The 19,311-nt window shown below is 64.4% G+C and carries 18 protein-coding genes; 12 read left to right on the top strand and 6 right to left on the bottom strand.

The annotated features are described in order from the left end of the window. Window positions 1-281: 281 nt before the first annotated feature. The gene (locus tag ACODS1_RS16815; protein WP_489086565.1) at window positions 282-2,459 is read right to left on the bottom strand and encodes a malate synthase G; all 2,178 of its coding nucleotides are present in this window, start codon (window positions 2,457-2,459) and stop codon (window positions 282-284) included. 301 nt (window positions 2,460-2,760) lie between these two features. Between ACODS1_RS16815 and ACODS1_RS16810 the strand changes: the two genes are divergently transcribed. Together ACODS1_RS16810 and ACODS1_RS16805 are read left to right on the top strand one after the other, a co-directional pair. Continuing rightward, window positions 2,761-3,210, top strand: a complete 450-nt coding sequence (locus ACODS1_RS16810) for a GNAT family N-acetyltransferase (protein ID WP_489086564.1) — start codon at window positions 2,761-2,763, stop codon at window positions 3,208-3,210. 35 nt (window positions 3,211-3,245) lie between these two features. Continuing rightward, window positions 3,246-3,764 carry a glycine cleavage system transcriptional repressor gene (locus tag ACODS1_RS16805; protein ID WP_322978786.1) on the top strand — a complete coding sequence of 173 codons (519 nt, stop codon included), beginning with the start codon at window positions 3,246-3,248 and terminating at the stop codon, window positions 3,762-3,764. A 232-nt stretch (window positions 3,765-3,996) separates the two neighbouring features. Here the strand turns inward: ACODS1_RS16805 and rarD are convergent, their stop codons facing one another. The 5 genes from rarD to ACODS1_RS16780 all read right to left on the bottom strand — a co-directional run bounded on the left by rarD (window position 3,997) and on the right by ACODS1_RS16780 (window position 7,972). Then, window positions 3,997-4,890, bottom strand: a complete 894-nt coding sequence (gene rarD, locus ACODS1_RS16800) for an EamA family transporter RarD (protein ID WP_489086563.1) — start codon at window positions 4,888-4,890, stop codon at window positions 3,997-3,999. A gap of 94 nt (window positions 4,891-4,984) precedes the next feature. Further along, a complete protein-coding gene (locus ACODS1_RS16795; RefSeq protein ID WP_489086562.1) occupies window positions 4,985-5,959 on the bottom strand; it encodes a serine/threonine protein kinase in 975 nt (324 codons plus the stop codon). Window positions 5,960-6,070: 111 nt separating this feature from the next. Beyond that, window positions 6,071-6,835, bottom strand: coding sequence for a TOBE domain-containing protein (locus ACODS1_RS16790; protein ID WP_489086561.1), 765 nt, complete (start codon window positions 6,833-6,835; stop codon window positions 6,071-6,073). 63 nt (window positions 6,836-6,898) lie between these two features. Continuing rightward, window positions 6,899-7,636: a ComFC family protein gene (locus ACODS1_RS16785; RefSeq protein WP_489086560.1), complete on the bottom strand. Its 738-nt coding sequence runs from the start codon at window positions 7,634-7,636 to the stop codon at window positions 6,899-6,901. A 42-nt stretch (window positions 7,637-7,678) separates the two neighbouring features. Next, the gene (locus tag ACODS1_RS16780) at window positions 7,679-7,972 is read right to left on the bottom strand and encodes a hypothetical protein (protein WP_322978781.1); all 294 of its coding nucleotides are present in this window, start codon (window positions 7,970-7,972) and stop codon (window positions 7,679-7,681) included. Window positions 7,973-8,166: 194 nt separating this feature from the next. Here ACODS1_RS16780 and bioB point away from each other — a divergent pair, with 194 nt between their 5' ends. From bioB to ACODS1_RS16730, 10 genes are all read left to right on the top strand, one after another. Next, entirely contained in the window at window positions 8,167-9,225 is a 1,059-nt protein-coding gene (gene bioB / locus ACODS1_RS16775) for a biotin synthase BioB (protein ID WP_489086559.1), read from the top strand. A 105-nt stretch (window positions 9,226-9,330) separates the two neighbouring features. Then, window positions 9,331-10,500, top strand: a complete 1,170-nt coding sequence (gene bioF, locus ACODS1_RS16770) for an 8-amino-7-oxononanoate synthase (protein ID WP_489086558.1) — start codon at window positions 9,331-9,333, stop codon at window positions 10,498-10,500. Then, complete coding sequence (locus ACODS1_RS16765; RefSeq protein WP_489086557.1) at window positions 10,493-11,203, top strand: alpha/beta fold hydrolase; 711 nt, start codon at window positions 10,493-10,495, stop codon at window positions 11,201-11,203. Before bioF ends, ACODS1_RS16765 begins: the two co-directional genes overlap by 8 nt. Continuing rightward, window positions 11,196-12,014, top strand: a complete 819-nt coding sequence (gene bioC, locus ACODS1_RS16760; RefSeq protein ID WP_489086556.1) for a malonyl-ACP O-methyltransferase BioC — start codon at window positions 11,196-11,198, stop codon at window positions 12,012-12,014. Before ACODS1_RS16765 ends, bioC begins: the two co-directional genes overlap by 8 nt. 24 nt (window positions 12,015-12,038) lie before the next feature. Beyond that, entirely contained in the window at window positions 12,039-12,725 is a 687-nt protein-coding gene (bioD, locus tag ACODS1_RS16755) for a dethiobiotin synthase (protein WP_489086555.1), read from the top strand. 98 nt (window positions 12,726-12,823) lie between these two features. Beyond that, window positions 12,824-13,132, top strand: a complete 309-nt coding sequence (locus ACODS1_RS16750) for a hypothetical protein (RefSeq protein WP_489086554.1) — start codon at window positions 12,824-12,826, stop codon at window positions 13,130-13,132. A 54-nt stretch (window positions 13,133-13,186) separates the two neighbouring features. After that, the gene (locus ACODS1_RS16745; RefSeq protein WP_489086553.1) at window positions 13,187-13,912 is read left to right on the top strand and encodes a putative metalloprotease CJM1_0395 family protein; all 726 of its coding nucleotides are present in this window, start codon (window positions 13,187-13,189) and stop codon (window positions 13,910-13,912) included. 158 nt (window positions 13,913-14,070) lie between these two features. After that, the gene (locus ACODS1_RS16740) at window positions 14,071-15,876 is read left to right on the top strand and encodes a phenylacyl-CoA dehydrogenase (RefSeq protein WP_489086552.1); all 1,806 of its coding nucleotides are present in this window, start codon (window positions 14,071-14,073) and stop codon (window positions 15,874-15,876) included. Between the two features lie 145 nt (window positions 15,877-16,021). Then, entirely contained in the window at window positions 16,022-17,311 is a 1,290-nt protein-coding gene (locus ACODS1_RS16735; protein WP_489086568.1) for a GGDEF domain-containing protein, read from the top strand. 104 nt (window positions 17,312-17,415) lie between these two features. Continuing rightward, complete coding sequence (locus ACODS1_RS16730; protein ID WP_489086551.1) at window positions 17,416-19,206, top strand: acyl-CoA dehydrogenase C-terminal domain-containing protein; 1,791 nt, start codon at window positions 17,416-17,418, stop codon at window positions 19,204-19,206. The last annotated feature ends 105 nt before the right edge of the window (window positions 19,207-19,311 follow it).

Here is a 19,311-nt window from a genome sequence, read left to right as displayed (position 1 = left end):
TCCGTGATCAGGCTCATTTCAGGCCTCAAGTGACTTGACGCTGGACACGGTTGCTCGCCTGGGAAGGCGAAATCAAAAACATCAGCAAAAACGCGGCAATTCTGAACAGGCACCCGAACAATTCCCGTACCCAAATCAGGCTCAGGGCTGATCGGGGGCGCCGACCGCTCGTTGCGCCAGCGAACAGTCCGCCGGGCCATACCATCGTCGGCGCCACCACTCACTATCACCCACCGCCCATAAAAAAACCGCCTCATCGAGGCGGTTTTTTCGTTGGCGGGTTACAGCCCGTTCTTGGCCTTGAACTCGCGACGACGACGATGCAGCACCGGCTCGGTGTAGCCATTGGGCTGCTTGGTGCCCTCGATCACCAGCTCCAGCGCAGCCTGGAAGGCGACGTTGTTGTCGAAGTCTGGCGCCATCGGGCGATACAGCGGGTCGTTGGCGTTCTGACGATCCACCACCGGTGCCATACGCTTGAGGCTCTCGACCACCTGCGCTTCGGTGACGATGCCGTGGCGCAGCCAGTTGGCCAGCAACTGGCTGGAAATACGCAGGGTGGCACGGTCTTCCATCAGGCCGACGTCGTTGATGTCCGGTACCTTGGAGCAACCGACGCCCTGGTCGATCCAGCGCACCACGTAGCCGAGGATGCCTTGCGAGTTGTTATCCAGCTCGTTGCGGATCTCCTCTTGGCTCCAGTTGGTGTCCTTGGCCAGCGGGATGGTCAGGATGTCGTCCACCGAGGCCGGGGTGCGCTTGGCCAGTTCGGCCTGGCGGGCGAACACGTCGACCTTATGGTAGTGCAGCGCGTGCAGGGTGGCGGCGGTCGGCGACGGTACCCAGGCAGTATTGGCCCCGGACAGCGGGTGGGCGATCTTCTGCTCGACCATCGCCGCCATCAGATCCGGCATGGCCCACATGCCCTTGCCGATCTGCGCACGGCCTTGCAGACCGGTAGCCAGGCCGACGTCGACGTTGTTGTTCTCGTAGGCACCAATCCAGGTCTCGCTCTTCATGGCGGCCTTGCGCACCACGGCGCCGGCTTCCATGGAGGTGTGGATCTCGTCACCGGTACGGTCGAGGAAGCCGGTGTTGATGAACACCACGCGCTCGCTGGCTGCCTGGATGCAGGCCTTGAGATTGACCGTGGTACGGCGCTCCTCGTCCATGATGCCGACCTTCAGGGTGTTGCGCGGCAGGCCCAGCACCTCTTCGACACGGGTGAAGATCTCGCTGGTGAAGGCGACTTCTTCCGGGCCGTGCATCTTCGGTTTGACGATGTAGACGCTGCCGGTGCGGGTGTTCTTGCGCGAGGTGTTGCCGTTGAGGTTGTGAATGGCAATCAGGCTGGTGAACAGCGCGTCCTGGATGCCTTCCGGGATCTCGTTGCCGGCGGCGTCGAGGATGGCCGGGTTGGTCATCAGGTGGCCGACGTTACGGATGAACAGCAGGGAGCGGCCGTGCAGGGTCAGCTCGGAACCGTCCGGACGGGTGTAGACGCGATCCGGGTTCATGGTGCGGGTGAAGGTGCTGCCGCCCTTGGACACTTCCTCGGCCAGGTCGCCCTTCATCAGGCCCAGCCAGTTCTTGTAGACCACTACCTTGTCGTCGGCATCGACGGCGGCGACGGAGTCTTCGCAGTCCATGATGGTGGTCAGCGCCGCTTCCATCAGTACGTCTTTGACGCCAGCGGCGTCGGTGCTGCCGATGGGGCTGGAGGCATCGATCTGGATCTCGAAGTGCAGGCCGTTGTGCTTGAGCAGCACGGCGATCGGCGCGCTGGCCTCGCCCTGGAAGCCGACCAGTTGCGCGTCGTCACGCAGGCCGCTGTTGCTGCCGCCCTTGAGGGAAACGACCAGCTTGCCGCCTTCGATGCGGTAGCCGGTGGAATCGACATGCGAGCCGGCAGCCAGCGGCGCAGCCTCGTCGAGGAAGGCGCGAGCGAATGCGATGACCTTGTCACCCCGCACCTTGTTGTAGCCCTTGCCCTTCTCGGCGCCGCCTTCTTCGCTGATCACGTCGGTGCCGTAGAGGGCATCGTACAGCGAGCCCCAGCGGGCGTTGGAGGCGTTCAGGGCGAAGCGCGCGTTCATCACCGGCACCACCAACTGCGGGCCGGCCAGGCGGGCGATTTCTTCGTCGACATTGGTGGTGGTGGCCTGGAAGTCGGCCGGCTCAGGCAGCAGGTAGCCGATTTCCTGCAGGAAGGCCTTGTAGGCTACGGCATCATGGGCCTGGCCCTTGCGTGCCTGGTGCCAGGCGTCGATCTGCGCCTGCAGCTCGTCACGCTTGGCCAGCAGAGCGCGGTTCTTCGGTGCCAGATCGGCGATCACGGCGGCGGCACCGGCCCAGAACTTGTCGGCAGCGATGCCGGTACCGGGGATGGCTTCGTTGTTCACGAAGTCGTACAGGGCTTTGGCGACCTGCAGGCCACCGACTTGAACGCGTTCAGTCATCACTTGCCTCACTCTCTGAGCTTTACTCGATAGCCGCATCGGAGACGGTCTGGCCGTCTTGTAGTCCGTGGCGCGGCATACTACATCAAGATTTCGGGGAAATGCACGGGGTCTGCGTCAGTGCGCGACCGAAATGGGGTTTTCAGTCACGATGGGTATTTATGTATCCATAATAAGTGAACATTGTTCCATATATCTTTAATTCGGGTATACGACTAATTGACCCGTTTGCATGCGTTAAGCGAGGCCCGCCTTCCCGACCATCACCTATACTGCAGCTTCGATCTTCGTGGAGTCTGCCATGCCGGTAACCGCTGCCACCCCTGTCGATCTTGCTGACCTGACGCGCCTGTTCGGTGCTTACCTGCACTTCTATGAGGTGCCACGCCGAGCGGCGGAGATCGAGGCCTTTCTCGCTACACGTCTGCGCTTGGGCGACTCGCACCTGTTCATCGCGCGTGATGGGCGAGGCCAGGCGCAGGGCTTCGTGCAGCTCTATCCCTTCCAGTCTTCACTGGCGCTGGCCCCGGCCTGGCTGCTCAGCGACCTGTACGTCGATGAGTCGGCGCGCCGCAGTGGCGTTGGTGAGGCATTGATGAACGCTGCGCGTGCCCATGCCGAAGCCTCCGGCGCCTGCGGTCTGCAACTGGAGACGGCGAAGACCAACCTGGCCGGCCAGCGCCTTTACGAGCGCCTGGGTTACATTCGCGACGAGCAATTTCTTACCTACTGGCTGCCGCTGCGCAGCTGAGCCTTTCGAGTTCCACTCAAGCAATGAGGTCGTACATGGATCATCTGGTACTGACGGTGATAGCCGAAGATCAACCCGGCCTGGTCGAGCGCATCGCTGCCTGCATCGCCACCCATGGTGGCAACTGGCTGGAGAGCCGTATGGCGCGTATGGCCGGACAATTTGCCGGCATCCTGCGCGTCGAAGTGGCGGCCGAGGCTCATGCCGAGTTGATCCAGGCGCTGCAGGCTCTCGGCAGCCAGGGCATTCGCGTGCAACTGGCGGTCAGCGGTAGTGAGCCGGCCGGTCGCTACAACGCCATTCGTCTGGAACTGGTGGGCAATGACCGCCCCGGTATCGTCCGTGACATCACCCGCGTACTGGCCGAGCAGGGCGTCAACCTGGAAAGCCTGCTCACCGAGGTGGCGCCAGCGCCGATGAGCGGCGAGCTGTTGTTCACCGCCGAGGCGCTGCTGGCCGTGCCCGAAAACCTTTCCCTGGAACAGTTGCAGGCGCGCCTGGAAACCCTGGCCGATGACCTGATGGTGGAGCTCAATCTGCGCCAGGACGACTGACCGGGCCGATATCCACGATAAGGGTGGATCAGCCTGTGGATAAACTGGGGAGCCCCGGCGCACGACCTAGTGCCCCGGGGCTTTTTCATGGGTGGCTAAAAAACCAGCAGGATCAATGGCTTGTGCACAAATGCCGGGGATGGATCTGTGGATAAGCCGGGGGCAGAGTGCGCCGCGCCAGGATTGGCGCGGTGTACGGGAGGCTGAGTGTTTTCTGCCCAGGGGATGCGCGTCAGGCCATCTTGCGTGCGCGCAGGGTCAGCCAGATATCCAGGCTGTAGACCGCCAGGCCCGCCCAGATGCAGACGAAGGCCATCAGCTTGGCCGGATCAAAATGCTCGTTGTAGAGAAAGATCGCCTGCAGCATCACCAGCGTCGGTGCGATGTACTGCAGAAAGCCCAGAGTGGTGTAGGGCAGATGACGCGCGGCCGCGTTGAAGCACACCAGCGGCACTAGGGTGATTGGCCCGGCTGCGGCCAGTAGCAGCCACTGCCAACTGCTCCAGAACGCGGCCTGATTGCTCATCGCCGCAGGGTGCAGTGCCAGCCAGGCCAGGGCGATTGGCAGCAACAGCCAGGTTTCCACCACCAGGCCGGGTAGGGCGGCGACCGGCGCCTTCTTGCGGATCAGCCCATAGAAACCGAAGGTCAGCGCCAGCACCAGCGAGACCCAGGGCAGGCTGCCCACTTGCCACACCTGCTGCGCCACGCCCAGGGCCGCGAGACCCACCGCCAGCCATTGCAGGCGGCGCAAGCGCTCGCCGAGGATCAGCAGGCCCAGCAGCACGTTGACCAGCGGGTTGATGTAGTAACCCAGGCTGGCCTCGAGCATGCGGTCGTTGTTCACCGCCCACACGTACACCAGCCAGTTGCTGGCGATCAGCAGGCCACAGCCGGCCAATACCAGCAGGCGAGCAGGGTTGTCGCGCAGTTCGCGCCACCAGCCCGGATGCTTCCAGACCGCCAGCAGCGCGGCGCCGAACAGCGCCGACCAGAGCGCGCGATGGACGATGATCTCCAGCGCCGGGATGGCCTGGATGGCTTTGAAGTAGATGGGGAACAGGCCCCAGATGATGTAGGCGGTCAGGCCGAGCAGATACCCGCGTTGCGGGTTGGCGGCGGTCATGGTGCATCCTTGGACGGGCAGGTTGAGTGCGCCATTCTAGTGCGCGTGCAAACGCTTGTCTGGCGCCCTTCGGGCCAACCGTCATGGCGACCACTCAGAACAGCCGCAGGGGCTCCTCATCCAGTGCTGCTGTCTGTTCACGCAGGGCGAGAATCTGGTCGCCCCAGTAGCGCTCACCGGCAAACCAGGGGAAGGCCAGGGGGAAGGCCGGGTCGTCCCAGCGTTTGGCGATCCAGGCGCTGTGGTGCATCAGGCGCAGGGCGCGCAAGCCTTCGATCAGCGGCAGTTCGCGGGCGGCGAAATCGTGGAACTCCTGATAACCGTCCACCAGCTCGGCGATCTGGCCGAGACGTTCGTGGCGCTCGCCGGCCAGCATCATCCACAGATCCTGCACCGCCGGGCCCATGCGGCAATCGTCGAGGTCGACGATATGGAAGGCGTCGTCGCGGCACAGCAGGTTGCCGGGGTGGCAGTCGCCGTGCAGGCGAATCGGCTGGTAGCGCACGCGGGCGAACAGCTCATCGAGGCGGGCGAGCAGGTCACGTGCCACCGATTCGTAAGCCGGCAGCAGGCTGCGTGGCACGAAGCCGCCGTCGAGCAGTGTGGCCAGGGCAGCGTGGCCGAAGTTATCCACCGCCAACTGTTCGCGATGGACGAAGGGGCGGCTGGCGCCCACTGCATGCAGGCGGCCGAGCAACTGGCCGAGGCGATACAGCTGGTCGAGGTTGCCTGGCTCGGGTGCCCGCCCGCCACGACGTGGGAACAGGGCGAAGCGGAAGCCGCCATGCTCGAACAGCGTCTCGCCGTCGCGTGCCATGGGCGCTACCACCGGGACTTCCTGCTCGGCCAGCTCCAGGCTGAAGGCATGTTCCTCGCGGATCGCCGCATCGCTCCAGCGATCCGGGCGGTAGAACTTGGCGATCAGCGGCGTTTCCCCCTCGATGCCCACCTGGTAGACGCGGTTCTCGTAGCTGTTGAGCGCCAGCACACGGGCGTCGCTGAGGTAGCCCAGGCTCTCCACGGCGTCGAGGACAAGATCCGGGGTGAGGGTGGAAAAGGGATGGCTCATGAGCGGCTCCGTATGGCTGGGCGCACAGTGTACCCGGCGAATGATCTTGCCGTAGGGCGGGTGCAACCCGCCGGCGAAATCACTAGCAGCGATTGGCGGGTTGCACCCCCCCTACAGTTGCGTGCCCAGTAGCACCTGGCTGGCGGCGAACTGCGCACTCACCGACGAGCCTTCCTTCAGTTGCATGCGCTGCAAGTGCTCGGCGTTGCTTAGTGCACACAGCGTCTGGCCGTTGGGCAGGGCGATACGCACTTCGCATGGGCCGTCGCTGGCTGGCAGGATTTGTTCGATCAGCCCGGTCAGGCAGTTATCGAAAACTGTGCTGGCAGACGAGGCAGGGTGCAGTTCCAGCCAGCCAGCCTTGATCAGCGCCACCACGCTGCTGCCGATGGCCAGTTGCAGGCGCTCTGTGCTGTCACGGGTGATCTGCGCCTGCAGGCGCGCGCCGCCGGGTAGCTCGAGGGTGATCAGGTCATTGTGGCCTTGAGCGGCGATGGCGCAGACGCGTCCGGCCAGCTGATTGCGAGCGCTGGTGCGCAGCATCAGGCGCCCCAACAGTTGCAGATCGGCGTCGTCCTCGGCGGCTTGCAACAGCTGCGCCTGCAGGGCTTGTACGCGTTGGTGCAGGGCCAGCAGGCGGGCACCGGCTGGTGTCAGGCACGCGCCACCACCGCCCTTGCCGCCGACATTGCGGCTGACCAGCGGTTGTTCGGCCAGGTTGTTCAGCTCGTCGATGGCGTCCCAGGCGGCCTTGTAGCTCAGCCCGGCAGCCTTGGCCGCACGCGTGATCGAGCCCTGCGTGGCGATCTGCTCCAGCAACGCCAGGCGTTGCGGGCGGCGGCTGAGCATCTGGGCGATCGGGTCGAGCTGGGACATGGCGAGGCGCTTTGGCGGTTGGCAGGGAGCACAAGCATAACCAATCGCTGTAGCCCGAGCGCGTCAGCCTCCTGGTGGCGGCGTGCGTGCCAGGCAATACACATCGACCCGTTCCGCGCCGGCTCGCAGCAGCAGGTGGGCGAGGATGTTGGCAGTGGCGCCGGTGGTCAGCACGTCGTCGATCAGCGCCAGGTGAAGGCCCTCGACCCGCTCGGCGGCATTGACCACGAAGGCCTGACGCAGGTTGCGCTTGCGTGTGGCAGCGTCCAGCCCCTGCTGGGCTGGCGTGTCCAGGGTGCGCGATAGCCAATCGTCAGGGGCGGGAATCTGCAAGGCGCGGCTCAGCCAGTCGGCGAGCATGCGCGCCTGGTTGAAGCCGCGCTGGCGTTCGCGGCGGCGTGCCAGGGGCACCGCCAGCAACGCCTGTGGCCGTGGCAAACCTTCGTCGTAGGCGTGCAGCAGGTGTTCGGCCAGCAACTCGCCGAGCAACCGACCGAAGGGCCACTGCGCCTGGTGCTTGAAGCGGGTGATCAGGCTGTCGACCGGAAAGGCGTAGCGCCAGGGCGCTTCGACGCGGGCGAAGGCCGGTGGCTTTTTCTGGCAGGCGCCGCAGATCATGCCGGGTGCGGGCAGCGGCAGCGCGCAGACCTGGCAATGGGTGCCGAGCCAGGGCAGCTCAGCCTCGCAGGCCGTGCAGATGTCATGACGCGGATGGTCGGTGGTTTCGTCGCACAACTGGCAATGACGGCGTAGTGTCAGCCAGGCGGGGCGTTGCAGGGGGAGTGGTCGCAGCAGGGCCATGCTCGCTCGTCCTTGAGTCGAAGCCCTCAGCCTAGTCGCGCATCAGCGGATCAGCCAGCCCATCACCACCAGCCCCAGCAGCAGCCAGATCACCCCGCCGAAGATGGAGCGGCGCAGCAGGGCGCGTACGCCGTTGTAGAGAAACAGCAGGCCGATGATCAGCAGGATGATGCTGAAGATCGAACTGTCCATGCCGATGGCGCTGGCCAGGCCATGGAGAAAATCGTCGACTGCATCCGCTACCGCGCCCAGCGCTCCGGAAAGCAGGTCGACGATGAATCGGATCATTTGCCCCAGCGCATGGCCGAGTCCCTCGAAGAAACCTTCTACCCGCATGTCGCGCATCCTGTTTTGGCGTTGCTCATTGGGCCTTGTGCCATCGTGGAAGTTCGATTGATCGATAAATGATCAATGGTAAACTTGTGTTGTTTTTCTGGTTGACAGCATTCCTTGGGCTCCTATGATGGCCGAAGCCTGAACGCCCGCCCGGGCACCATGACAGACGCCGCCAAGCGTCGAAGGACTCCTCCATGAGCGCAACCGCCACCTTCTCTACTCGTCACGACTGGACGCTCGCCGAGGTGCGTGCCCTGTTCGAGCAGCCGTTCAACGACCTGCTGTTCCAGGCGCAGACCGTGCACCGCCAGCACTTCGACGCCAATCGCGTGCAGGTCTCGACGCTGTTGTCGATCAAGACCGGCGCCTGCCCGGAAGACTGCAAGTACTGCCCGCAGTCCGGCCACTACAACACCGGCCTGGACAAGGAAAAGCTGATGGAAGTGCAGAAGGTGCTGGAGGCGGCCGCCGAGGCCAAGGCCATCGGCTCCACGCGCTTCTGCATGGGCGCGGCGTGGAAGCACCCGTCGGCCAAGGACATGCCCTACGTGCTGGAGATGGTCAAAGGCGTGAAGAAACTCGGCCTGGAGACCTGCATGACCCTCGGTCGCCTCGATCAGGAGCAGACCCAGGCGCTGGCCGAAGCAGGGCTGGACTACTACAACCACAACCTCGACACCTCGCCGGAGTTCTACGGCAACATCATCACCACCCGCACCTACGGCGAGCGCCTGCAGACCCTGGCCTACGTGCGCGAGGCGGGGATGAAGATCTGTTCCGGCGGCATCCTCGGCATGGGCGAATCGGTGGATGATCGCGCCGGGCTGCTGATCCAGCTGGCCAACCTGCCAGAGCACCCGGAATCGGTGCCGATCAACATGCTGGTCAAGGTCAAGGGCACGCCGCTGGCCGAGGAGAAGGACGTCGACCCGTTCGACTTCATCCGTACCCTGGCCGTGGCGCGGATCATGATGCCCAAATCCCACGTGCGCCTGTCCGCTGGCCGCGAAGCGATGAACGAGCAGATGCAGGCCCTGGCCTTCATGGCTGGCGCCAACTCGATCTTCTACGGCGAGAAGCTGCTGACCACTGCCAACCCGCAGGCGGACAAGGACATGGCCCTGTTCAAGCGCCTCGGCATCAAGCCGGAAGAGCGCGAGGAGCACGCCGACGAAGTGCACCAGGCGGCCATCGAGCAGGCGCTGGTCGAGCAGCGCGATTCCCAGCTGTTCTACAACGCCGCTTCGGCTTGATATCCCTTGGTGGATTGATGAAGCGTCATCCACCCTGCGCCGCTTGATGTGAGGCGTAGGGTGGATAACCCGCTTGTGCTTATCCACCGTTCTCCGGTGCCCTCCATGTCTTTCGACCTTGCCACTCGCCTTGCCGAACGCCAGGCTGCCGATCTGTTCCGCCTGCGGCCCTTGCTGGACAGCCCGCAAGGGCCGCAGGTGCAGGTCGGCGGTCGGCGTCTGTTGGCCTTCTGTTCCAACGACTACCTCGGCCTGGCCAATCACCCGGACGTCATCGCTGCGCTGCAGCAGGGTGCGGAAAAATGGGGTGTTGGTGGTGGCGCCTCGCATCTGGTGATCGGTCACAGCACGCCGCACCACGAACTGGAAGAAGCCCTGGCCGAGTTCACCGGGCGCCCGCGTGCTCTGCTGTTTTCCACCGGCTACATGGCCAACCTGGCTGCCGTCACGGCGCTGGTCGGGCAGGGCGACAGCGTGCTGCAGGATCGTCTCAACCATGCCTCGCTGCTCGACGCCGGTCTGCTGTCCAGCGCGCGTTTCTCGCGTTATCAGCACAACGATGCGGTCAGCCTGGCCAATCGTCTGCGCAAGGCCCGGGGTAACTGCCTGGTGGTCACCGATGGCGTGTTCAGCATGGACGGCGACCTGGCCGACCTGCCGGCGCTGTGCGCCGAAGCACGTGCCCGAGAGGCCTGGGTGATGGTCGATGACGCTCACGGTTTCGGCACGCTGGGCGCCGCTGGCGGCGGCATCGTCGAGCATTTCGGCCTGGGCCTGGATGATGTGCAGGTGCTGGTCGGCACCCTAGGCAAGGCCTTCGGCACGGCGGGCGCCTTCGTGGCCGGCAGCGAGGACATGATCGAAACCCTGATCCAGTTCGCCCGCCCTTACATCTACACCACCAGCCAGCCACCGGCGGTAGCCTGCGCCACTCTGAAAAGCCTGGAGCTGCTGCGCAGCGAATCTTGGCGTCGCGAGCATCTGGCGCGCCTGGTCAGTCGATTCCGCCAGGGCGCCGCAGAGATCGGCCTGAGCCTGATGGACAGTTTCACCCCGATCCAGCCGATTCTGGTCGGTGACAGCGCCCGCGCGCTGAAACTTTCCGCACTCTTGCGCGAGCGCGGCTTGCTGGTTGGTGCCATCCGTCCACCGACCGTGCCGGCTGGCAGTGCGCGCCTGCGCGTGACCCTCTCGGCCGCGCACAGCGACGGGCAGCTCGAACTGTTGCTCGAGGCACTCGCCGAATGCTGGCCACAGGTGTGCAGCGATGACTGAGCGGTTGATCCTGCTACCGGGCTGGGGCCTGGACAGCGCCGTGCTGCATCCCCTGGCCGAGGCGCTGGGCGGCGAAGTGCATGCCTTGCCGGCCTTGATCTCGGTGAACCCGCAGGACTGGCTGGACGAGCTGGATGCCCGTTTGCCGCGTGACTGCTGGCTGGCCGGCTGGTCGTTGGGCGGCATGCTCGCCAGCGCGCTGGCGGCGCGCCGGGGGGCGAGCTGCCTGGGGCTGATCAGTCTGGCGAGCAACGCCTGTTTCGTCGCCCGGCCGGGCTGGTCGACGGCGATGCCGCAGGCCACGTTCGAGGCGTTCTACCAAGGGTGCGAGCAGCAGCCCGAGGTCACGCGCAAGCGCTTCGCCATGCTCTGCGCGCAGGGCGGGGAAGATGCCCGCAGCCTGTCGCGCCAGTTGCAGGGCCATACGCTGGTCGCTGACCAGGCGCAGTTGCTGGCCGGGCTGGCGATATTGTCGAGGCTGGATAACCGCGCTGCGCTAGCGAGCTATGCCGGGCCGCAGCTGCATCTGCTGGCTGATGGTGATGCGCTGGTGCCGGCCGCCGTGGCTGACGAGCTGCTGGCGCTGCTGCCGCGTGGCGAGGTTGCGCTGCTCGACGGCTGCAGCCATGCCTTCGTGCTGGAGCAAGCGCAACTGCTGGCGACGTTGATGCGCGAATTCATGCGTGAGGCTGGCGATGACTGAACGAGCTATCGAGGCGGAACCCCAGCACGCCGGCCTGCCGGACAAGCGCCAGGTGGCCGCGTCCTTTTCCCGTGCGGCGGCCAGCTACGACGCCGTCGCCGAGTTGCAGCGACGCGTCGGTACGCAATTGCTGAAGCGACTGCCGCCCGTGCTGGCGCCACAGCGCTGGGTCGACCTGGGCAGTGGCACTGGCTATTTCACCCGGCTGCTGAGCGAGCGTTTCAGCGCAGGCGAGGGGCTTGCCGTCGACATCGCCGAAGGCATGCTGCGGCACGCATGGCCTCAGGCTGGCGCGAGGCATTTCATCGCCGGGGACGCCGAGGCACTGCCGCTGCAGAGCGCATGCGTCGATCTGCTGTTTTCCAGCCTGGCCGTGCAGTGGTGTGGCGACCTGGCCCGTGTACTGGGCGAGGCCGCGCGGGTGCTGCGTCCGGGCGGCACGCTGGCCTTCTCCAGCCTGTGCGTCGGCACCCTGCAGGAACTGCGCGACAGTTGGCAGGCCGTCGATGGCTTCGTCCACGTCAATCGCTTCCGTCATTTCGAGGACTACCAGCGCCTGTGCGCGGCCAGCGAACTGCAGGTACTGAGCCTGCAGCGCGAGGCGCAGGTGCTGCATTTCCCCGATCTGCGCAGCCTGACCCGTTCGCTCAAGGACATCGGCGCGCACAACCTCAATCCCGGGCGCCCCGATGGGCTCACCGGCCGCGCGCGCATCGCCGCGTTGCTGGCCGCCTATGAGCGCCATCGCGATGCAGACGGCCTGCCGGCCACCTATCAGGTGGTCTATGGCGTCTTGCGCAAGCCTCGTTGAACTGCTTCTGAGGAGAGTCGCTGCATGCCTCACGCCTATTTCGTCACAGGTACCGATACTGAGATCGGCAAGACCACCATCGCTGCCGGCCTGCTGCATGCGGCCCGGCGCGCGGGCCTGAGCACGGCGGCGGCCAAGCCGGTGGCGTCCGGCTGCGTCGCTACGGCCGAGGGGCTGCGCAACGACGATGCGCTGGCGCTGCTCGGCCAATGTTCGCTGCCGCTGCGTTACGAGGAGGTCAACCCGTTGGCCTTCGCACCGGCCATCGCGCCGCATCTGGCCGCGCGTGAGGCGGGGGTGCGGCTCGATGTGGCCAGCCTGCAGCAGGCGGTGGGCGCGATCTTGGCGCGCGGCGCGGATTTCACCCTGGTGGAAGGCGCGGGTGGCTGGCGGGTGCCGCTGAGTGGTCAGGAAACCCTGTCCGACCTGCCTGTGGCGCTGAATCTGCCGGTGATCCTGGTGGTGGGTGTGCGTCTGGGCTGCATCAACCACGCTGTGCTCAGCGCCGAAGCCATTACCCGCGATGGTCTGCGTCTGGCCGGCTGGGTCGCCAACGTGGTCGATGCGCAGACCTCGCGCCTCGACGACAACCTCGCCACGCTCGCCGAGCGCCTGCCGGCACCGTGCCTTGGGCGGGTGCCACGCCTGCCACAGGCCACGCCGGCAGCGGTCGCCGAGCATCTGAATCTCGAGACCCTGTTCGCATCGTAATAAGCGGTAACCCGAGCATAGCCATTTGCCTGTACATTTTTTAGGCAGCTTCTGCTTCAATAGCTGCCATTGGTTTTGAAATCCGCGAGGGCGGTTACATGCAAATCACTCCCAGCGCATTCAGCTCCGGCCTGAGCGGTATTCAGACCGGCCAACGTCGTGTCGATCAGGCTGCCTTCGAGATTGCCGGCAGCGGCCTGCCTCAGGCTCAGACGACCAATCAGGCCAATCAGAACAACGCGCAGAATCAGGTCAACCCAAGCCCCCAGAGTGCCGATCCGAATAGCCCGGATCTGACCGAGAGCCTGGTCGCCCTGCGTGTCGGTGAAAACGAAGTGCGTGCCAACTCCCGCGTGATCGACACGGCCGACGAAGTACTGGGCACTCTGATCGATACCCGCGCCTGACGCCGACGGCCCGTCGCCTCGGCCTGGCCGCCTTCTTGCGGGGAGGCGACACCTATGCAGATTGGCAGCAGCTCGCCTTACCCTTCCTTCTCTCCGATCAATGCGTCGGCTCGCCCGCTCTCAACCGACGTTTCCCCTGATCTCGCTCGTTCCGACCTTGCCCCGGCCACCGCGCCCCAGGCAGCACCGCGTGATACGTCGACATCGTCGCGTGAGCAGGATGGCCAGGCCGAAGGCTCGTCCACTTCCCGCGACAAGACTCAGCAGCAACTGCGCCAGGAGCAGCTCGAAATCTCCGAGCTGAGCCAGCGTGACCGTGAGGTGCGTGCCCACGAACAGGCGCACGCTGCAGTCGGTGGTCAGCATGCCGGTGCCCCGACCTACAGCTTCAAGCGCGGGCCGGATGGGCAGCGCTATGCCGTGTCTGGTGAGGTGGGTATCGATGTCAGCACCGTGCCCAACGACCCCGAGGCGACCTTGCAGAAAATGGAGATCGTCCAGCGTGCCGCGTTGGCGCCGGCCGAACCTTCGGCGCAAGACCTGAGTGTGGCCGCCACCGCTCAGGCGCAGGCCGCGCAGGCCAGGGTCGAGCTGGCGCAGATGCGGGCTGAGGAGCAGGCCCAGGGCGCCGGCAAGAACGAGGCCGCGACGGATGAAGAGGATCAGGCCGCGACCGGCAGCGATCCTCAGCAGGCATCCGCCCCACCACCTAATCTTGATATCTATCGCCGTATCGGCGACTTGCAGGAGCCAGTGTCACGCGTCGATCAGGTGGCTTAGTCCAGCGCTTGACAAGGAATGGGCGTAAACGTATGTTTCAAACGCCTGTTTGATTGCCTGCCCCTGACGCCATGGCCAGGCAGCCGGGATCGATCCCGCAGAGACCGCATTTCCGGTCACCCTGACAACTTAGGACACCACCGCAGAGGTTATTCGCTATGCCTGACTACAAGGCCCCCTTGCGTGACATTCGTTTCGTTCGTGACGAGCTGCTGGGCTATGAAGCTCACTACCAGAGCCTGCCAGGTTGTCAGGACGCCACTCCGGACATGGTCGACGCCATCCTCGAAGAAGGCGCCAAGTTCTGCGAGCAGGTGCTGGCGCCGCTGAACCGTGTCGGTGACACCGAAGGCTGCACCTGGAGCGAGTCGGGCGTGAAGACGCCGGCCGGCTTCAAGGAGGCCTACCAGCAGTTCGTCGAAGGTGGCTGGCCGAGCCTGGCGCACAGCGTCGAGCATGGCGGTCAGGGTCTGCCGGAATCCCTCGGCCTGGCCGTCAGTGAAATGGTCGGCACCGCCAACTGGGCGTGGGGTATGTACCCTGGCCTGTCCCATGGTGCGATGAACACCATCGAATCCCATGGTACCGACGAGCAAAAGCACACCTACCTGACCAAGCTGGTTTCCGGTGAGTGGACCGGTACCATGTGCCTGACCGAGCCGCATTGCGGCACCGACCTGGGCATGCTGCGCACCAAGGCCGAACCGCAGGCCGACGGCACCTACAAGGTCAGCGGCACCAAGATTTTCATCTCTGCTGGCGAGCACGACATGGCCGACAACATCGTCCATATCGTACTGGCCCGCCTGCCCGATGCTCCGGCGGGTACCAAGGGTATCTCGCTGTTCATCGTGCCGAAGTTCCTGCCCAATGCCGAAGGCGGCGTAGGCGAGCGCAACGCCGTTTCCTGCGGTTCCATCGAACACAAGATGGGCATCCACGGTAACGCTACCTGCGTGATGAACTTCGATGGCGCCACCGGCTACCTGATCGGCGCGGCCAACAAGGGCCTGAACTGCATGTTCACCTTCATGAACACCGCTCGCCTGGGTACTGCGCTGCAAGGCCTGGCCCACGCCGAAGCCGGTTTCCAGGGTGGTATCAAGTACGCTCGCGAGCGTCTTCAGATGCGTTCGCTGACCGGCCCGAAAGCACCGGAAAAAGCTGCTGATCCGATCATCGTGCACCCAGACGTGCGCCGTATGCTGCTGACCATGAAGGCCTTCGCCGAAGGCAACCGTGCCATGGTCTACTTCACCGCCAAGCAGGTGGACATCGTCAAGTACAGCCAGGACGAAGAAGAGAAGAAGGCCGCCGACGAGCTGCTGGCCTTCCTCACCCCGATCGCCAAGGCCTTCATGACCGAAGTGGGCTTCGAAGCCGCTTCCCACGGCATGCAGATCTACGGTGGCCACGGTTTCATCAGCGAGTGGGGCATGGAGCAGAACCTGCGTGACTGCCGCATCTCCATGATGTACGAAGGCACCACCGGCGTTCAGGCCCTCGACCTGCTGGGCCGCAAAGTGCTGATGACTCAGGGCGGCGCGCTGAAGAACTTCACCAAGATCGTGCACAAGTTCTGCCAGGCCAACGAAGGCAACGAGTCCGTTAAGGAATTCGTCGAGCCGCTGGCCAAGCTGAACAAGGAGTGGGGCGACGTCACCATGAAGATCGGCATGGCGGCGATGAAGGATCGCGAGGAAGTCGGTGCCGCTTCGGTGGACTACCTGATGTACTCCGGTTACGCCTGCCTGGCTTACTTCTGGGCTGACATGGCACGCCTGGCTGCCGAGAAGCTGGCTGCCGGTGAAGGCGATGCCGCGTTCTACAAGGCCAAGCTGCAGACCGCTCGCTTCTACTTCGCGCGCATCCTGCCGCGTACCCGCATGCATGTCGAAGCCATGCTGTCGGGCGCCAACAACCTGATGGAGATGGAAGAAGAGCACTTCGCGCTCGGCTTCTGACTCCTGATTGGTTGAACCGCAACGCCGCCCCTCGGGGCGGCGTTGTCGTTTTTGCGCTGCGCACTGAAGCGAATGTCGCATCAGGTCGCTGTTTTCCTGTAACGAAGCAGGCAGAATGCCTTCACTTCTCGTTCGGGATACCGCCTTGATACGCCTGGCCAGCCTGCGTCTCAGTCACTTCTTCTCGTCGCTGCCTTTTCTGGTGGGTGCCGTAGTGGCTGCGCGTCTACCGGTATTGAGCGAGTTCTTCGTTTCCCTGTTCAACGTATTGCCGACCTTGCTGCTGTTGCTCGGCGGTGCGTTCTGTCTGGTCTATGGCCGCCAGCGCGAAGTATTTCTGTTGCTGGTGCTGTACGTCGGCTATTTCCTGCTGGATATCCAGGTCGACCATTTCCGCGATAGCGGCCAGGTACGTGATGACGCTGCGCTGGTCTTCCATCTGATCTGCCTGTTGTTGCCGTTGCTCTATGCCCTCTACGGCTGCTGGGAGGAGCGTTCACATCTGCTGCAGGACATCTTTGCCCGTGCCCTGGTGCTGCTGGCCGTCAGTGCCGTGGCGTTCGGCCTGGCGCGTCGCTACCCGCAGGGGATCGCCGAATGGCTGGCGCAGATTCACTGGCCGTCGCTGCACGCTGCCGGGATGAGTCTTGCGCAGCTGGTGTACCTGATGTTCCTGATCGCCTTCATTGCCCTGCTGGTGCAATACCTGCGTCGTCCACGGCCACTGCATGCGGCGCAACTGATGGGGTTGATCGGTTTGCTGTGGATGCTGCCGCAGGTGTTCATCCTGGCCAACGCCCTGCAGGTGGTGAGCAGCATGGTGATGCTCATGCTGGTTGCGGCGGTGGCGCATGAGGCTTATCAAATGGCCTTCCGTGACGAGCTTACCGGCCTGCCCGGCAGGCGTGCGTTGAACGAGCGCCTGCAGCGACTGGGGCGCGACTACGTGATCGCCATGGTCGATGTCGACCATTTCAAGAAATTCAACGATACCCACGGCCATGACGTCGGCGACCAGGTTCTGCGTCTGGTCGCCAGCCAGTTGCGCAAGGTCGGTGGCGGCGGCAAGGCCTACCGCTACGGCGGGGAGGAATTCACCCTGCTATTCCCCGGCAAGAGCCTGGAGCAATGCCTGCCGCACCTGGAGGCGGTACGTCAGGCCATCGAGCACTACCGCATGCAGCTGCGTGACAAACACAGCCGCCCACGCGACGACCGCGAGGGCAAGCAGCGCCGCGCCGGCAAGACCGCGGGCGAGGTATCGGTGACCGTCAGCATGGGTGTGGCCCAGCGCCAGGCCGAGCAGCGCCGCCCGCAGGAGGTGATCAAGGCTGCGGACAAGGCGCTCTACAGTGCCAAGGCGGCTGGGCGTAACTGCATCCGCAGTGCGGGGCATCGCAGGGGCGCGGTGAAGGTCGCCACTCCGACAGACTGAGCCGGCTTATAGCGCCGCATTCAGGCGGCCAACGATCATTGTTGCCGGCCCGTTCGCGGCAGTAGCGTGGGGCGACCTGACCGCTACCCGAACGGAGAATGAACATGCCCGAGTACAAGGCACCGCTGCGCGACATGCGCTTTCTGATCGACGATGTATTCGATTTTTCCGCTCACTACGAAGCCCTGGGCGCTCATGACGCCAGCCCCGATATGGTCACTGCGATCCTCGAGGAGGGCGCCAAGTTCTGCGAGCAGGTGCTGTCGCCCCTCAACCGCAGCGGTGACGAAGAGGGTTGCCACTTTGACAGCGGCGTGGTGACCACGCCCAAGGGCTTCAAGGAAGCCTTTGCCCAATACGCCGAGGGTGGCTGGATGGGCCTGGCGGCCGATCCGACCTATGGCGGTCAGGGCCTGCCCGCATCGCTCGGGCTGGTGTTCAGTGAGATGGTCGGTTCGGCCAATCTTTCCTGGGGCATGTATCCGGGGCTGACCCACGGCGCCATGTCGGCCATCCACGCGCATGGCAGCGAGGAGCAGAAGCAGACTTACCTCACCCGTCTTACCGAAGGGCGCTGGACCGGCACCATGTGCCTGACCGAGCCGCATTGCGGCACCGACCTTGGCATCATCAAGACCCGCGCCGTGCCGCAGGCCGATGGTAGTTATGCGATCTCCGGAACGAAGATCTTCATCTCCGCTGGCGAGCACGACATGAGCGAGAACATCGTCCACCTGGTGCTGGCCAAGCTGCCCGATGCGCCGGCTGGCACCAAGGGTATCTCGCTGTTCATCGTGCCCAAGTTCATGCCCGAAGGGGACGGCGTTGGTTCGCGCAATGCCGTGAGCTGCGGCTCCATTGAGCACAAGATGGGCATCAAGGCCTCGGCGACCTGCGTGATCAACTTCGACGGCGCCACCGGTTACCTGATTGGCGAAGCCAACAAGGGCCTGGCCTGCATGTTCACCATGATGAACCACGCGCGTCTCGGCACCGGCATGCAGGGCCTCTGCCTGGGCGAGACCAGCTACCAGGGCGCGCTGCGCTATGCCCGTGAACGCCTGCAGATGCGCGCGCTGACCGGCCCCAAGGCGCCGGACAAGGCCGCCGACCCGATCATCGTGCACCCAGACGTGCGCCGAATGCTGCTGACCATGAAGGCCTTCAACGAGGGTAACCGCGCGCTGGCCTACTTCACTGCGCAACTGATCGATGTTGCCCACCACGCCGAGACGGCCGAAGCGCGCCAGGACGCCGAGAACCTGCTGGCCTTCCTCACGCCGATCTGCAAGGCCTTCATGACCGAGACCGGCCTGGAGGCCACCAACCACGGCATGCAGGTATTCGGCGGGCACGGCTACATTCGCGAATGGGGCATGGAGCAACTGGTGCGTGATTGCCGTATCGCGCTCATCTACGAGGGCACCAACGGCATCCAGGCGCTCGACCTGCTCGGGCGCAAGGTGTTGGGCAGCCAGGGCAAGCTGTTGCTCGGCTTCACCCGGCAGGTGCACAAGTTCTGCGAAGCACAGGCGGCACATCCGCAACTGGCCGCACAGGTGGCCCAGTTGGCGGCGCTGAACAAGCAGTGGGGCGAACTGACCCAGCAGATCGGTATGGCCGCGATGAAGAACCCGGATGAAGTGGGTGCGGCGTCCGTCGATTACATGATGTATTCGGGTTATGTCACGCTGGCCTATCTCTGGTTGCGCATGGCGGTAGTGGCCCAGGAGAAAGTGGCGGCAGGCGAGGACGATGGCTTCCATCAGGCCAAGTTGGCCACCTGCGCCTTCTACTTCCAGCGCATCCTGCCGCGCACCGAGGCGCATCGCCAGGCCATCGGCGCTGGCAGTGCCAGCACCATGCAATTGCCAGAGGCCTACTTCGCCTTCTGACCAGCGGTCATGACCATTCGACCCGCCATCTGGCGGGTCTTTTCATTTCAGGCACCTATAAACTTAATGTGGATATATGGTCACAACACGACCCTATGTGTCTGA

The sequence above is a fragment of the Pseudomonas sp. FG29 genome, assembly GCF_057809355.1.
The sequence above is the reverse complement of the archived record's forward strand: the minus strand, read 5'-3'. Positions and strand labels throughout refer to the sequence as shown.

Bases quoted from the DNA above. Each gene is read 5' to 3' on its own strand.
- ACODS1_RS16815 (WP_489086565.1), bottom strand. From the start codon at position 2,459: ATGACTGAACGCGTTCAAGTCGGTGGCCTGCAGGTCGCCAAAGCCCTG.
- ACODS1_RS16780 (WP_322978781.1), bottom strand. From the start codon at position 7,972: ATGCGGGTAGAAGGTTTCTTCGAGGGACTCGGCCATGCGCTGGGGCAA.
- bioF (WP_489086558.1), top strand. From the start codon at position 9,331: ATGTCTTTCGACCTTGCCACTCGCCTTGCCGAACGCCAGGCTGCCGAT.
- ACODS1_RS16750 (WP_489086554.1), top strand. From the start codon at position 12,824: ATGCAAATCACTCCCAGCGCATTCAGCTCCGGCCTGAGCGGTATTCAG.
- ACODS1_RS16795 (WP_489086562.1), bottom strand. From the start codon at position 5,959: ATGAGCCATCCCTTTTCCACCCTCACCCCGGATCTTGTCCTCGACGCC.
- ACODS1_RS16765 (WP_489086557.1), top strand. From the start codon at position 10,493: ATGACTGAGCGGTTGATCCTGCTACCGGGCTGGGGCCTGGACAGCGCC.
- ACODS1_RS16785 (WP_489086560.1), bottom strand. From the start codon at position 7,636: ATGGCCCTGCTGCGACCACTCCCCCTGCAACGCCCCGCCTGGCTGACA.
- ACODS1_RS16730 (WP_489086551.1), top strand. From the start codon at position 17,416: ATGCCCGAGTACAAGGCACCGCTGCGCGACATGCGCTTTCTGATCGAC.
- rarD (WP_489086563.1), bottom strand. From the start codon at position 4,890: ATGACCGCCGCCAACCCGCAACGCGGGTATCTGCTCGGCCTGACCGCC.
- ACODS1_RS16805 (WP_322978786.1), top strand. From the start codon at position 3,246: ATGGATCATCTGGTACTGACGGTGATAGCCGAAGATCAACCCGGCCTG.
- bioB (WP_489086559.1), top strand. From the start codon at position 8,167: ATGAGCGCAACCGCCACCTTCTCTACTCGTCACGACTGGACGCTCGCC.
- ACODS1_RS16810 (WP_489086564.1), top strand. From the start codon at position 2,761: ATGCCGGTAACCGCTGCCACCCCTGTCGATCTTGCTGACCTGACGCGC.
- bioC (WP_489086556.1), top strand. From the start codon at position 11,196: ATGACTGAACGAGCTATCGAGGCGGAACCCCAGCACGCCGGCCTGCCG.
- ACODS1_RS16740 (WP_489086552.1), top strand. From the start codon at position 14,071: ATGCCTGACTACAAGGCCCCCTTGCGTGACATTCGTTTCGTTCGTGAC.
- ACODS1_RS16790 (WP_489086561.1), bottom strand. From the start codon at position 6,835: ATGTCCCAGCTCGACCCGATCGCCCAGATGCTCAGCCGCCGCCCGCAA.
- bioD (WP_489086555.1), top strand. From the start codon at position 12,039: ATGCCTCACGCCTATTTCGTCACAGGTACCGATACTGAGATCGGCAAG.
- ACODS1_RS16745 (WP_489086553.1), top strand. From the start codon at position 13,187: ATGCAGATTGGCAGCAGCTCGCCTTACCCTTCCTTCTCTCCGATCAAT.